At 41.3% G+C, this 14,570-nt stretch carries 9 protein-coding genes and 2 pseudogenes; 3 read left to right on the top strand and 8 right to left on the bottom strand.

What is annotated here, in order from left to right; genetic code table 11:
* Window positions 1–222: pseudogene (locus tag V7K25_RS23675) on the top strand (hypothetical protein); the annotation flags it as partial.
* Window positions 223–368: 146 nt separating this feature from the next.
* Here V7K25_RS23675 and V7K25_RS23670 read toward each other — a convergent pair.
* The 8 genes and pseudogenes from V7K25_RS23670 to ruvC all read right to left on the bottom strand — a co-directional run bounded on the left by V7K25_RS23670 (window position 369) and on the right by ruvC (window position 11,716).
* Window positions 369–1,961, bottom strand: coding sequence for an iron uptake porin (locus tag V7K25_RS23670; RefSeq protein WP_335161143.1), 1,593 nt, complete (start codon window positions 1,959–1,961; stop codon window positions 369–371).
* Between the two features lie 537 nt (window positions 1,962–2,498).
* Complete coding sequence (locus tag V7K25_RS23665; protein ID WP_335161141.1) at window positions 2,499–3,899, bottom strand: sugar porter family MFS transporter; 1,401 nt, start codon at window positions 3,897–3,899, stop codon at window positions 2,499–2,501.
* 436 nt (window positions 3,900–4,335) lie between these two features.
* Complete coding sequence (locus V7K25_RS23660; RefSeq protein WP_335161139.1) at window positions 4,336–5,334, bottom strand: ABC transporter permease subunit; 999 nt, start codon at window positions 5,332–5,334, stop codon at window positions 4,336–4,338.
* Complete coding sequence (locus V7K25_RS23655) at window positions 5,331–6,887, bottom strand: sugar ABC transporter ATP-binding protein (protein WP_335161137.1); 1,557 nt, start codon at window positions 6,885–6,887, stop codon at window positions 5,331–5,333. The genes V7K25_RS23660 and V7K25_RS23655 overlap by 4 nt, the downstream gene beginning before the upstream one ends.
* A 272-nt stretch (window positions 6,888–7,159) precedes the next feature.
* Window positions 7,160–8,170 (bottom strand): ABC transporter substrate-binding protein, encoded by a 1,011-nt coding sequence (locus tag V7K25_RS23650; protein ID WP_335161135.1) that lies wholly within the window; start codon window positions 8,168–8,170, stop codon window positions 7,160–7,162.
* Window positions 8,171–9,490: 1,320 nt separating this feature from the next.
* A pseudogene (locus tag V7K25_RS23645) lies at window positions 9,491–9,764 on the bottom strand (DUF1815 family protein).
* 315 nt (window positions 9,765–10,079) lie between these two features.
* Window positions 10,080–10,565 (bottom strand): gluconokinase, encoded by a 486-nt coding sequence (locus V7K25_RS23640; protein WP_335161145.1) that lies wholly within the window; start codon window positions 10,563–10,565, stop codon window positions 10,080–10,082.
* A 659-nt stretch (window positions 10,566–11,224) separates the two neighbouring features.
* Window positions 11,225–11,716, bottom strand: coding sequence for a crossover junction endodeoxyribonuclease RuvC (gene ruvC, locus V7K25_RS23635; RefSeq protein WP_335161133.1), 492 nt, complete (start codon window positions 11,714–11,716; stop codon window positions 11,225–11,227).
* A 174-nt stretch (window positions 11,717–11,890) separates the two neighbouring features.
* Here ruvC and V7K25_RS23630 point away from each other — a divergent pair, with 174 nt between their 5' ends.
* Together V7K25_RS23630 and tsaE are read left to right on the top strand one after the other, a co-directional pair.
* Entirely contained in the window at window positions 11,891–13,312 is a 1,422-nt protein-coding gene (locus tag V7K25_RS23630) for a gluconeogenesis factor YvcK family protein (RefSeq protein WP_335161131.1), read from the top strand.
* A gap of 63 nt (window positions 13,313–13,375) precedes the next feature.
* Complete coding sequence (gene tsaE, locus V7K25_RS23625) at window positions 13,376–13,831, top strand: tRNA (adenosine(37)-N6)-threonylcarbamoyltransferase complex ATPase subunit type 1 TsaE (RefSeq protein ID WP_335161128.1); 456 nt, start codon at window positions 13,376–13,378, stop codon at window positions 13,829–13,831.
* Window positions 13,832–14,570 lie beyond the last annotated feature (739 nt).

Here is a 14,570-nt window from a genome sequence, read left to right as displayed (position 1 = left end):
AAAGCGGCGGCGGTAAAGCTAGGAGTTAGTGAACAACAGTTAAAGAATGCATTGGGAGTTCCTGCTAATCCTCCCAATCCAGGCGATCGCAATCAGCGTCCACCTCGACCTGATTTGAAGGCGGCGGCAGCAAAGTTAGGAGTTAGTGAACAACAGTTAAAAGATGCACTAGGTGTTCCTCCTCATCCTCCTGGCGGCGATCGCCCTAATCCACCAAAATAGCCGAACATTATCTAGATTAAGGAAAAATTTAAATTATCCATTAATCTTGATGAGTTCGTAGTAAGCACTTCAGTGCTTAAAATTCCAGGACTAAAGTCCTTACTACAAACCTTATTCCTTTAATCAAGCAAACCATTGACATTTGGTTAAAAATCGAAGGTTGTGCGAATCACACCCACATACTGCGTATCATTCCTGCTGTCGTTTTCCGGGTTGAGAATCATCCAAAAACCAGGAGTCACTGAGATGTTATCGTTCAAACGGTAGCGATAGAATGCTTCGATATGGTAAGCGTTGTCTCGGTCTTGACGGACATCACTGTTAGAAACACGCGGCGGTATACCAAAGAGAATTCCCGGCAAGTTACCCTCACCCCCCACATCGGGAAACGACATACCGATCGCCCCAAACCAGACGTTGGCATTGTCACCATTGTTCACAAATAGAGAATCTGTTCCACCCCTACCATTGGAAATATCACTCAAACCAGAACTCTTGGCATTTGCCCAAATATATCCACCCCAAGCGTGGATTTGGAAATTCGGGGAGAAGCGATAGAATCCCTGTGCGCCGACAATATCGTTGGAAGTAGCAATGTTGTTGCCGAAGGGAGCGTTTGACAGGGCGCTACCCGTCCCAGCTGCAACATCGACTACTCCAGCAGGGCTATAGCCATGAGAGTAGGCAACACCGATCGCTCCTTGCTCACCATAATAGGCTAAGTGAGCCAGGGCGTTGTAGCCACCATCAAATAACCCGTTGCTTCCCGATGGCGTATTGGGAGTGCTTGCTAAATAGCCCAAGGTGAGAACTAAGTCTTTGGTAATGTTCCAGTTAGCGGCACCGCCCCCGCCACCTCGCCGGAATAAGGGACTGTATGATCCAAAAAGGGAGGGAACCCCATTGCCGTCGTCAGCTATTGTGGGGGGAGTGACGGTGGTTGAAATATCGGTGTAACCAATGCCTGTGGGCCCAACAACGAAGTTAAGAGAATCACTGACTGGAAAGTAGTAACGGATGTGGGGGACAAGAAGTGTATCGTTGCTGTCATAATCAAAGTTTAGGCGGGTCATTCCTGTACCTGTGGCGGCGGCAATTTGGCTTGTACCATTAGAATTCGCAAAGTTGCCAAACTCTAGCCGGACTCGCAACAAATCTTTCCCGGTAAAGCTACTTTCTAAGTTGAGACGACCCCGGTTTGCAAAGTAGGGACGGGAATCATCGCGATCGCCACCCACCCTATTACCAAAAGTATCACTAACGGCGGTAATAATTTGAGCAGTCAGCTTGGTAGTAGTAGAAAATTGCTGCTCCTCCAGAGTTGCTGTGTGTGCTTCTAGCGTATTCACCCGCCCACGCAGAGTTGCCAATTCTGTCGCAAACTCTGTTTGCAAATTTTGCAACACTGTCAAATCTTCTTTCTTAACTAAATCATTAGTACCCGCAGCAATTAATTCATTCACCCGGTCTAAGCAGGCATTTAAACCAGCTGCAAATTCATAACGACTCAAGGCGCGATCGCCGCGATAGGTTGCGTTAGGATAACCTGCAATACAGCCATAACGTTCCACCAATGATTGCAGTGCCTGGAATGCCCAATCGCTCGGTTTGATATCGGAAAGTTGGGAAACAGAATTAACTTGTCCCTCCAAATTTCTATCATTTTCTGGAGGTGCTGCCCAGACTGCTGGAATTGCCAAAAATAAGATAAAAAAGCTATGAAAAATAATTTTTAGCATTGGCTTATTACTTGATAATTGTTTATTTAGGGCTTTGGAAATAAAAAGATTACACTCAAATAAAAGCTTTTATTTTATAAACTAATTAACGTTAAATATATATTAAAAACCGAGATTTTAGTTTAATAAAAACAATATCATGAATAATTGATTATTAATTTATAATTAAACAATATTTAAAACAGCCCACACTATTTAAATTGATGATTGCAACACATCCTTGGGTAAAGACGCGATGAATCGCGTCTCTACAAATGGTCTATTTGTCGCATTCTTTTTTCAAATTTATAGCAATCCTAAATCATTCGTGAAAATTTCTCTTTCTTCTCTCTGCGTTCTCTGCGCCTCTGCGGTTCGTTGACCGAATAATTAAATCATTGAGGGTACAAGCCCCAATATCAGTTATGAAGAAAGAGAAAATGCGTAGCAACTTTATTCAAGCCCCCGGATAAATCCTTTGGGGTAATAATTACGAATTAGAAATTACGAATTATTATGACGCCTAGCTGCTTCCCACAAAAGACACAGAGATACGAATTACATATCTTCTAACTCAATTCCTTTGGTTTCTTTAATAAAAAAGAGAATGAAAAAGAATGAGATAGCTGCCGCAATTGTATAGAGTCCATAGGCAGAACCTAGACCGAAATTTTTCAGTATGGGAGGAAATGTTGTGGAAATGAGGAAATTCGCAACCCATTGCATTGCAGCAGCAATTGAAAGTGCAGCCGCTCGAATTTTGTTATTAAACATTTCTCCCAACAGTACCCAAACCACTGGCCCCCAGGAGAAACCAAAGCAAAATACATAGAGGTTGGCTGCGATGAGAGCCATAGTCCCGGCGCTTCCGGTGAGATTGGGGTTCCCAGCAGCATCTAGGGGAGCGTTGCCAAAAAGATAAGCCATCGTCCCCAAGGTCAAGGTCATGCCAATCGACCCTAGTATAAGCAAGGGCTTGCGACCAAATTTATCTACAAAGGCGATCGCAATCAGTGTTGTAATAATGTTGACGGCTCCTGTAATCACTGTGATCGTTAGGGAATCTTTTTCTGAGAACCCAACTGCACGCCACAAAACACTGCTGTAGTAAAAAATTACATTAATCCCAACGAATTGCTGTAATACAGATAAGCCTATTCCTATCCAAACGATGGGGAGGAGTCCGCCACTTCTGCTTAAAAGGTCAGAAAACTTAGGCTGGCGTTCTCGAAGCACTGTCTGCCGAATTTCTTCAATTTTTGGCAGCACGTCGCCCCCCAAAATTTTGGTCAGAACGTTAGCAGCTTCTGGCTCCCGTCCTTTGGCAACTAAGTAACGGGGAGATTCAGGAATTGTGAAAGCGATCATCCCATAAAATACTGCTGGTGGAACTGCTGTCCAAAACATCCAGCGCCAGGCTGCAACCCCAAATAAAAACGGCGAGTCTGCGGAACCAGCTGACACAGCGATAAAGTAGTCGCTCAATAAAGCCACAAAAATTCCTACTACGATCGCTAATTGTTGCAGAGATCCTAACCTTCCCCGCAAATGGGTAGGAGAACATTCGGCGATGTAAGCTGGCGCGATGACACTAGCAACGCCGATTCCAATCCCACCCAATAGCCGCCAAAAGATAAAATCCCAGATACTGAAGGCAAGCCCAGAGCCAATGGCACTGATAGTAAACAATACTGAAGCGACCACCATTGCGTTGACTCGACCATAACGGTCTGCAATCTGTCCAGCAAAGAAGGCTCCTACCGCAGATCCCAGCAACGCTAGGGACACTGCCAGCCCTGTTACCCAACTACTGGTATTAAAAGCTTTTGCTAGAGATAAAACCGCGCCGTTGATTACAGCAGTATCAAAACCGAACAGAAAGCCGCCGAGGGCAGCAGCACCAGCAATCAAAATGACATAAAATGTGTTGGATTTACGACGAGTAGTAGTAGAGGTCATAGTTTATATGGGGAGTGGGGAGTGGGGAGTGGGGATGGGGGGCAGGAGAGTAGAAACCAAAGACCCATTAATGGAACGTGAATTCGACAGACCTCTCCCTCCCAGCCTCCCTTTCCGCTTCGGAGAGGGAGGAGCAACGCAAAAATTAGGTTTAGGTTCTTAAGGCTCTCCCCGAAACGGAGAGAGGTTTGGAGAGGGGTTATTCAGAATCTACCGAACTCACGTTAACGGAGTTCAAAGACTCATTAATGGAGTTCAAAGGCTCATTAATGGAGTTCAAAGACTCATTAATGGAGTTCAAAGGCTCATTAATGGAGTTCAGAGGCTCATTAATGGAGTTCAGAGGCTCATTAATGGAGTTCAAAGGCTCATTAATGGAGTTCAAAGACTCATCCCCTATTCTCAATGCCCAATGCCCAGTTCCTAAAGAAATTCTTTACCGTCTGGAACGTCTGCGGAGTCGGTCAATCACAACTGCTAAAATAATTACTAGCCCTTTGACGACTAGTTGCCAGAAGTAAGATAGGTTCAACAAGGTTAAACCGTTGTTGAGAATAGCAATGATTAATGCACCTAGAAGTGTGCCGCCAATAGTACCAATACCACCTGTGAAGCTGGTTCCACCTAGAATAACAGCAGCGATCGCATCTAATTCATAACCTTGACCTAAGATGCCACTAGCACTATAAAGACGGCTGGCACTCATGATTCCTGCTAAACCTGCCAGTAATCCACTAATACCATAGACGAATAATAAGACACGATTAACTTTTATCCCAGTTAATCTGGCTGCCCGTTCGTTACCACCGACAGCATATATCTGCACTCCTAAAACAGTTTGCCGCAGCACAAACCAGCTAGCGATTATAGCCAGTAGCGCAATTATCACTAGCCAAGGAATGGGGCCGAGATATGTATTACCCACCCAAGCAAAATTGATGTCTGGGTTAATCAGCGTTGTCCCCTTGGCAACTAAAAAGGCAAGACCCCGCAAGGCTGTAAGTGAACCCAACGTCACAATAAAAGGTGGTACATCCAAAAAGGTGATAATAGCGCCGTTGACTAAGCCTAAAAGCAATCCTGCGAGCAACGCAGCAGGCACGGCTGCCCAACTCAAAGCTGGCAGTAGCGAGACTACTAAGGCAACTACGGCAGAAACACCCAATATTGAACCAACAGAAAGGTCAATACCTCCAGTGAGAATCACAAAGGTCATTCCTGTCGCCAGCACAATATTGATTGATGCCTGACGCAAGACATTGACGATGTTACCGGCTGTAAGGAAGTTGGGAGAAAGAAATGCAAATAAGATGCAGATAATTATTAGGATTGGCAGAATACCTGCAACTTCCAGGAGACTGCTAATGGATTTCCGGTTACGGGATGCGGAATTGTTGGCTAATTTATTGGCAGGCGGTCTAACTGTCTGACTCATGATTCTAATACCTCCGATGCTCCAGTTGCGTAGTGCATAATTTTTTCTTGGGTAATTTCTTTACCAAGACTGCCGTCGAGTTCGCCTACTAGCTTGCCTTCTCGCATCACTAAGACGCGATCGCTCATGCCAACAATCTCCGCTAGTTCGCTGGAAACCATTAAAATAGCTACACCTTGTGCTGCCAATTCGCTCATAATTTGGTAAATTTCGCTTTTGGCACCGATATCTACGCCGCGTGTCGGCTCATCTAACATCAAAACTCTTGGTTTAATGGCTAACCAACGCGCTAGCAGTAGCTTCTGCTGATTCCCACCAGAAAGATCCAGCGCTCTAATTTCCAAATTGGCTAGGCGGATATTAAAGTTTTCCACTGCCTCTGTTGACAGCCTATTAACTGAACCCCAGTTAACAACTCCAGCCTTTGCATCCTGCTTGAGTGTGTTGATGGCAATATTCTTGCGGGCGCTCATCTCCAGAAATAAACCTTGATCTTTGCGGTCTTCTGGGACGTAGCCAATTCCCGCCGCAATGGCATCACTTGGTGTATTAATTTCCAGTTTTTTGCCATTCAAGAATACTTCACCACTGGCTTTGCGGTCTGCACCAAAAATCAGCCGGGATAGTTCTGTGCGTCCTGCACCAACCAGCCCCGCTAAACCGACAATTTCTCCAGCATGAACTTCAAAACTAGCCGGCTCAATCTTCTTACGCGCATCGCTCATATTTCTGACTTCCAGCACCACTGGGCCGGGATGCATTTGTCGTTGATGTTCGTAAAAGTCTTGCATGGAGCGACCAACCATCATCTGCACCAATCGTTGGGGAGAAATTTCACTGCGTGTCAGACTGCCAATATATTGACCATCGCGCAGTACGCTAATCCGGTCAGCTAGGGCATAGATTTCTTCCATCCGATGGCTGATGTAGATAATGGCAATGCCGTCACGCCGCAGTTTGCGAATTACCTCAAATAAATGCTCACTCTCGCGGTCAGACAGGGCTGCTGTTGGCTCATCCATCACCAAAACGCGGCTTTTGTCCTTCAACGCCCTAGCAATTTCTACTTGCTGCTGTTCTGCGATCGCTAAAGTACCAACCACAGTCTGCGCTGTAAAATTGGCTCCAAGGCTTTCTAGCACTTCCTCTGCTTCCAGTTGCATAGCTTTGCGGTCTAAAAGCTGACCTCGCCGCAACTCGCTACCCATAAACATATTTTCGGTAACGGTTAAATTAGGTGCAACATTCAGTTCTTGATAGATGAGATTAATACCCGCCTTACGTGCTGTGGCCGGATCGGTAATTTTCAAGGGTTGACCATTGATGCGAATTTCCCCTTCATCAGCAATATAAGCACCAGCTAAGATTTTCATCAATGTGCTTTTACCTGCTCCGTTTTCACCCATCAGGGCGTGAACTTCTCCCGGATAAATTGTCAAATTGACATTTTGAAGTGCAGATACACCATGAAACCGTTTCGTAATCCCCTGCATTTCTAATACCGGAGTGGTGGTTGGTGTATCAGAAAATGAGTTTTCAATAGTTGTTGTCATGAGCAGAACGTTTAAAAAGAATTGAAAATTTACAATTGTGAGTTATCAATCAATAAACTCACACTTGATGTGAAATTAAAATCATCATAAAATCATCTTTTAAAAACCGACCATTATTTTGGAAACTTATAAAAGCCGTCTTCCAAAAATTAGAGCTTTTCGCAGATGAATATATATACATCATGGATATGTACAAAAAGTCTGTCAATGCACCAAAAGACTCAACTCAGATTAAAAATAATTGTGAATTTACAATTAACAATTATTATTATTTACCAGCCTTTTTCTGTGCTGACATTATTTTTTGTGATCAACTTAACTGGAATCAGAATGGTGGGTGACTTAGGTCTTTTACCATTTAAGATGTCGTTCCCAACTTGAACTGCTTTTTGGGCCATTCCTCGGGGATTTTGAGTAGCAGTTGCGGCATATAAACTATTTTTAGCAGCGATCGCAGTGATTGCTTCTGGCGCACCATCAACCCCGACAATAAAGAATTCTTTACGTTGTGCTTGGTTTGCTGCTAGTTGTGCGCCAAGTCCACTCGGATCGTTAATGGCAAAAACAGCATCAATTTTGGGAAAGGTTGTGAGTAAATCACTCATAACTCTGAGTCCTCCATCCCTACTACCCTCTGCATTCTGGTTTTTGGAAAGGATTTTGATATCGGGATATTTGGATAATACATTCTCGCAGCCACTAACTCGCTGAATCACCGAGTCTACCGGCGGCCCATTAACTATTACTACATTGCCTTTACCTTTGAGGCGGTCAGCAATATATTTACAACTAACTTCTCCAGCTTGGACATTATTAGTAGTGATGGTGGCATCCACACCTCCCTCGGCGCCTGTGTCTACAGCAATAACAATTCTACCTGCTCGTTTCGCGTTTTCAACTATTGGTCTAATTCCCCTTTTATCAGCAGCATTCAAAACAATGATATCAGCATTCGCAGCAGTAAAATTTTCAATTTGATTGGCTTGTTGGTTGAGGTCATAGGCACTGGAAGCTACAATAACAGTGACATTTTTTCCGCCAATTCTCCTCGCTTCTGCCTCAACTGCTTGTCCCATAACCACGAAAAAAGGGTTACTTAGATCGCCAACGGTGAAGCCAACCGCTCGTAATTTTTTATTCCCACTGGGAATTTTAGTTTCTGCACTAGTATTGATTGCAGTGTTAGTACCAGTATTAATAGCTGTGTTGTCATTTTGAACGCCATTTGTGCAACCAACAATAGCAAAACCTAATATGCCTGCTATGAGCGAAATTCTTTTCATCTTCATCTATTTTGAGCAAAGGATTTAAATTTGAAAGAGGTCAAGAGAATTAAAATTTGCCAAGCCATTCCAATATTAACTAGGTCTAAAAACTTCATATATAACCTAGTCATATCCTATTTGTTGCAATTGCAATTACTCTCAAATGTCTTATAAAGTGATATTATTTGAGTTAGCGCTACTATTAATTGCCCTGAATTAGATGTTTTGTTTTTTAAAGCAAAACTATGAGCATTACACTACGTCAAAAAATCACATTTTTTTGTGAAACTACATTTGGGAGTGCGTGGGCTAAAAACAGATTTTAACTACAATAGTATAATCTGATGTTATTAAAGTTGGAAATTTGTATTTCCTTTTACATTATTTTAGTTTAACCTGCATTATTACAAATACGATCCACGTTTATCGAACTTTACAAAATCAAGAAAACTACTATATCTCTATGTAGGTAAAGAGTTTACCACTAGAGCATTTGCGAAAATTAAGTAATTTTCAGCCGAGGTGCAGTGTTAAAAAAAACTTAATATATATATTTAAATTAACTCGAATTGAAGAAATTAATACTATAGGAGGAAAAGATTTGCTTCTAACTCTATCTTATAGGGGTAGAAAAATAAGCCCACTACCATAAATAAAAATCAGTTTGTCTTCTTTTTAGAGTCAACTAAAATATGCCTGTAAAGTGCGCTTATTTGCTATACTAAGTTGCCAGACATAGTTTTGTTATATCTCGATCAGAATAATTCTTTGGATATAGGGGGAAGAAATACCAAAAAATTCATTCTCACCCCATTGCCGCCATTGTCAAAAAGTGAAATAGACACGAAGCATTTATCATGTCTGTTGAGTCAGAAATTCGAGCCAGTGACTATAAACATCAGAACATTTGCACAGATGTTTTATACTTTGATAATAAGTTTCTTTTCGTTTTTGGATACCTATTTATTATTCACTGTTTCAAGTATTCTGAACGATCGGAATCAATTGACAAAGTAGATCAAATGTGAACTTGAGTTAAGAAAAAGGACTTATGCGTAGGCGTAGCCCGCCGGAGGCATCGCTAATTCTTAAATATTTTGATGACTTCTCAGTAAAAATAGATAATTTTTATACAGCTAATGCATACATATGCATAGCTGTTACTGAATATAAGCTCATCTTTTGTTCTACACACCTGTGGAAAGTTAATATTTTTGTCAATTTCACTCAGAGGAGTGTTAAGCGGTTGCGCCTTTAATTTGCACTAATATTTTTTCAAGATGATTGTGGGGTGGGCATCCTGCCCGCCCTGATAATGCAAGTTATATACGTAACAGCTTAATTCGTCAATTGTATAGCATGAGAATACTTGACAATATTAGCCAACTCTTGTAAAATGTCTTATGGCTTCTGCACCCTCCAGCTTCATAAATTCGCGATCGTCCCATAACTCCATCTAAGTAATTCCATAATCAGACACTAAAAACCGAATCAGGTGCTTTTCTCTTAGGCTAACCATAAATGAAGCACTCTGCATTTGGTCACCGCATGTATAACAAGACGCAGTATAGCCACGCCCGTCAAGGGTAATTGTCAAGGCTTGCAGGTTCATTACCAATGCAATACTACTCGGTTAAGAATATTTGTAGGTTGGGTTGAACGAAGTGAAACCCAACAAAGCCCCAGAAATGTTGGGTTTTGTTCCTCAACCCAACCTACGAATTTTAAGCTTTTTCCGCTTAACCGAGCAGTATTGATTCCTGATGTTGTTGCGCTAATCTGAGAAACACTTATTTTCTCCTACCACTCCAGTTATGTGGTTGCTTTTAAAATTTCTTTAATTTACATCTGATGTAATTTGGTTGCTAAAAGTTCGTGTTTTTATAAAGACGTGATTAATCTTAATCTTCTGGTTGTAAGCAAGAATCTAAATTCTCAAAGCCGTTTTAATATTTTGAACAATAACCTGGGGTGGTTGTGCAACATCTATAGATATGGTATTTAATGGTTCTTCAAGAGTATCAAACTGGCTGTTGAGGAGTTTTTCGCTCATGTAATGATTGCTACGCTCTTGCAACCGCATTTTAATCAACTCATAAGACCCTTTAAGATAAACTAGCTTGATGCGTTCGCTATCCAATACCAAAAATTGCCGATAGCTGTCTTTTAAAGCAGAACACGCCAGTACTACATTTTTATTATTTTGCAGCCAATGTTTTATGGCTGTTTGCAAATCTTGTAACCAAGGTATTCTGTCAGCTTCACTCAGAGGAATACCGCGCCGCATTTTCTCAACATTCTCTGGCGAGTGGAAAGCATCAGCATCACTAAACTCCCATTCTAACGATTCTGCTAGCAGTTTTCCTATAGTGGTTTTGCCAGAACCTGATACACCCATTAAAATAATAATCATTGATTGCTTAATCATATTTTACTTAATAAAAGTTAAGTTATTGAAATGAAGTCAGAAATTAGGACTCTTAAGAACAATTACCTGTGAGGTTGCATAGAACATTTTGCTCAAGTCACTTTTCTACCTTATTTTGTGCATATTCTCAACGATCGTGTGTGGAACTTGACCAAATAATAATTTGGATGCAGAGCAACTAAAGTCATTTATGGAGAATGAAAAAAATATCGCGAAGGTGGTTTTTCTGCTACCTGGGACACCGATGAGGAAGTGAGAAATCACTAGGAGTTACAGGCTAAAAGTTAAACTAGAGAAACTTTTAGCTGTTATTTGTTCGTTGTCTAGGGTTTTCAAGCCAATGACCAAATAATTTTGAGAAAGCCCTCTGCTAAAAATCTGCGATCGCCCACCCTATATACAGATTTTATTTATGTGCAAGCATAAAATCATCCCTCAATCTACATATTTCCATGCAGATACCTCTTTTTAATTGCAGAATTATTTTAAGTATTAGTGCTGCATTTGATAGTAAAACTTTTTACAAATTATTGACAATACTTTAGGCGACAGTAAAAAGTTTCGTTTTTCTGTACATGAAGCAAGTTTCAAGTATTTGTACTCATGTGACAGTTAGAGAAAAACTTTATTCTCCTTTTACAAATTTACAGCTGATAAGAAGCCGTCAGAGCCACCGCTAAAGCATCAGCAGCATCATCTGGCTTAGGAATATCATCTAAATCCAACTCCCGCGCCACTGCTTCTTGCACTTCCGACTTATCGGCATTGCCATACCCTGTTAAAGCTTGTTTAATTTGAGCAGGAGTAAACTCTACATAAGGAAGACGACGCTGGCCCAACACTAAAATGACTATACCCCGCGCCTGTGCAACCAGGATTGTACTTGACATTCGATAGAAGAATAGTTTCTCGATCGCAACCAAATCTGGTTTAAATTCCTCCATCACGGTGTGTAAATCATCAAACAAGGTACATAAGCGCAGTCCCATTTCTACATCTGCTGAGGTTTTTATTACCCCAAAATCCAGCATATTTACTGTAGTCTCTTGGACTTTATTAGGAGTTTGTGTGCAGGTAATTACCCCAAATCCTAAAATTGCCAGTCCTGGATCTAATCCTAAAATTCGTTTTTCCATTAAATTCACTTTTATCAAGCTAAGGTATTGTTTAACTAGGAATACTGGCAATCTTGACCACTTGCTCTTAGTCTAATGGAATAGACAAATATAATAGTTTCACGCCTAATGTTTTAAACCAAGTGGTGTAAATTTTCTGTTAATTATTGTTTGTAGCACTGCTGTAAATCAGGTATGTCAATTGGTTTTCTCAGACAAGCCCTCAACGCCCTGCAAAAGCAGTCGCGCTCTCGTACTTCCTATCGGGTTAACCAGTGGTTCAAATGGTTATCCCCTGGACTATCGGTAAAACGTTGGCTGTTGATCAGTATTGGAGGTGTACTGCTGGCGAGTTTGGGGTTAGCTATCTGGATTAAGCTCACCCCAATTTTTTGGATGATCGAGTTGTTTAGGAATTTTCTGGGAGTAATCACCAACATTTTACCCAACTATGTTAGTGGGCCTTTGGTGCTGCTTGGCGGCTTGCTGTTAGTGCTTTGGGGGCAAACTCGCACTGTCAGCTCAATTACTAAGGTACTAAGAGCAGAAGGCGGAGAAGAACTCATCGATGTCTTACTGGCACATCATCGATTGTACCGAGGCCCGAGAATAGTGGTAATTGGTGGTGGTACGGGACTTTCTACGTTGTTGAGAGGATTAAAAACCTACAGCGCTAATATTACTGCTATTGTCACTGTCGCCGATGATGGTGGATCTTCTGGGCGGTTGCGTCAAGAATTTGGAGTGTTACCACCAGGGGATATTCGCAATTGTTTGGCTGCACTAGCAGATGAAGAAAAGTTATTAACAGAATTGTTTCAATACCGTTTTCGGGCTGGAGATGGGTTAACGGGTCACAGTTTTGGTAATTTGTTTTTAACGGCAATGAGCGATATTACTGGAGATTTAGAACAAGCAGTTGCAGCCAGTTCTAAAGTGCTAGCGGTACGGGGACAAGTACTACCAGCAACTCTCAGTGATGTTCGCCTCTGGGCAGAATTAGCTGATGGTCGCAGGATTGATGGGGAGTCTAGCATTCCCAAGGCTGGTGGTAAAATTGTCAAAATTGGCTGCATTCCAGCTAATCCTCCGGCAGTACCAGCAGCGATTAAGGCAATTAAAGAAGCTGATTACATTATTATTGGCCCAGGTAGCCTTTATACAAGCTTGATTCCTAATTTATTAGTACCAGAAATTGCCGATGCGATCGCTCAAACAGATGCCCCCCGTATTTATATCTGCAATATAATGACTCAACCAGGAGAAACTGAAGGCTACACTGTTGCAGATCATATCAGAGCAATTGATGCTGCTTGTGGAGAAAGGCGGCTATTTGATGCTGTACTAATCCACAAAAAATCCCCGTCGGAGCAATCACTCATCCGCTACGCCGAACAAAACTCCCATCCCGTTTTCCTGGATAGAGAAGCTGTAACTCAGCTAGGACGAAGGATTGTTCCAGCTAATGTTTTGTATGAAGATGAAACGGGTGTTATCCGTCACAATCCGCAGAAACTAGCACAAGTGTTGTTGCGGTGGTACGGTAGAGGTCAGCCCCTTCTCCTGCGGAGACGCTATGCGAACGGGGAATTCAAAATTCAAAATGAAGGAAAATGAAGGAAAATGAAAATTAGTCATTAGTCTAAATAAAGGACTAATGACTATGACTAATGACTAATTATGAAAATTTTTCTTGCAAATACAGAAGCGACCCTACGCTTAGGTATTACTCTGGGTGAATCCCTAACTCCTGGCAGCGTAATTTTACTAGAAGGTGATTTAGGTGCTGGTAAAACTACCCTAGTTCAAGGTATTGGCAAGGGTTTAGGAATCGCTGAACCTATTGTCAGTCCCACTTTCACCCTGATTAATGAGTATACAGAAGGACGCCTCCCCCTTTATCACCTAGATTTATATCGCCTAGAACCACAAGAAGTTGCAGCCCTAAATTTAGAAAGTTACTGGGAAGGTCTTGAAGTCATACCAGGAATTGTGGCAGTAGAATGGGCAGAACGATTGCCCTACAATCCAAATAGCTATTTAAGTGTGAGCTTGACTTATGGGAATGAGGGTACTCGTCAAGTCGAACTCATCCCATTCAATTGTGCCATTAGCGAAGTCATTGCCGCGATTTAAACTCATCTCCCGACTTAAGTACGAGAAATGTCACTTTCTTGAGAATATGCAATACGAGAAAATTTTTGCAAACAGTCGAGGGAGAACTCCACACTCGTTCTATCTGCCACTACCACGCTCACCACTGTAAATCATTAACATTGTTATCTCAATCCAGAATAAATTAAAAAATTTTGTAACAGCAGCTTTATTACTGCAATAATCAGTTAAAAACTGATTTAGATCGTCTATAAATGAATAAAATGTAAACTGTTGTTGGGTTAAATAAGAGTTTTCACAAAACTTAGTCAGCTTGATTTTACCCGATTGGTTCTTTACTGTCATTAAAAGAACAAATCTGGATTATTTAGCAGCTAAAGCTAGTAGAGACAAGTTAAACAACATCAAGAAAGGTCTGTAGAAGTTGTCTAACTTTTCCTTATCCTCAATATACACAAATTAAAGTCATAATATATACACAGAAATACTGAACTTTTAAATATTTTAAAATTAATTTAAATAGCAATGAATTATTCTATTCGCATCTGTAATTAATACTGATATCAATAAATTAAATAAAACATCTCGTATTTCTACATAGCTATGTAAAAATACGAGATGTTTCATCTTTTATTAGTTGATATTAATATGTCTACGTAGATGCACTAGCAGGTTGTCGGAGAACTGGCAGAAGCATTTCCTAGCAAAACCTGCAAACGTCTTAAATTGAATGCTAAACATACCAAGCACCATTCTCCAT

Origin of the sequence: Nostoc sp., from assembly GCF_036919495.1 — a bacterium.
GTDB lineage: Bacteria > Cyanobacteriota > Cyanobacteriia > Cyanobacteriales > Nostocaceae > Nostoc.
This window is presented reverse-complemented; position numbering and strand designations above follow the sequence as displayed.

What these genes read in the sequence shown, in the direction of transcription:
- V7K25_RS23665 (WP_335161141.1), bottom strand. Translation starts at nt 3,899, where the DNA reads ATGACCTCTACTACTACTCGTCGTAAATCCAACACATTTTATGTCATT.
- V7K25_RS23660 (WP_335161139.1), bottom strand. Translation starts at nt 5,334, where the DNA reads ATGAGTCAGACAGTTAGACCGCCTGCCAATAAATTAGCCAACAATTCC.
- tsaE (WP_335161128.1), top strand. Translation starts at nt 13,376, where the DNA reads ATGAAAATTTTTCTTGCAAATACAGAAGCGACCCTACGCTTAGGTATT.
- V7K25_RS23655 (WP_335161137.1), bottom strand. Translation starts at nt 6,887, where the DNA reads ATGACAACAACTATTGAAAACTCATTTTCTGATACACCAACCACCACT.
- V7K25_RS23640 (WP_335161145.1), bottom strand. Translation starts at nt 10,565, where the DNA reads ATGATTATTATTTTAATGGGTGTATCAGGTTCTGGCAAAACCACTATA.
- V7K25_RS23650 (WP_335161135.1), bottom strand. Translation starts at nt 8,170, where the DNA reads ATGAAAAGAATTTCGCTCATAGCAGGCATATTAGGTTTTGCTATTGTT.
- V7K25_RS23630 (WP_335161131.1), top strand. Translation starts at nt 11,891, where the DNA reads ATGTCAATTGGTTTTCTCAGACAAGCCCTCAACGCCCTGCAAAAGCAG.
- ruvC (WP_335161133.1), bottom strand. Translation starts at nt 11,716, where the DNA reads ATGGAAAAACGAATTTTAGGATTAGATCCAGGACTGGCAATTTTAGGA.
- V7K25_RS23670 (WP_335161143.1), bottom strand. Translation starts at nt 1,961, where the DNA reads ATGCTAAAAATTATTTTTCATAGCTTTTTTATCTTATTTTTGGCAATT.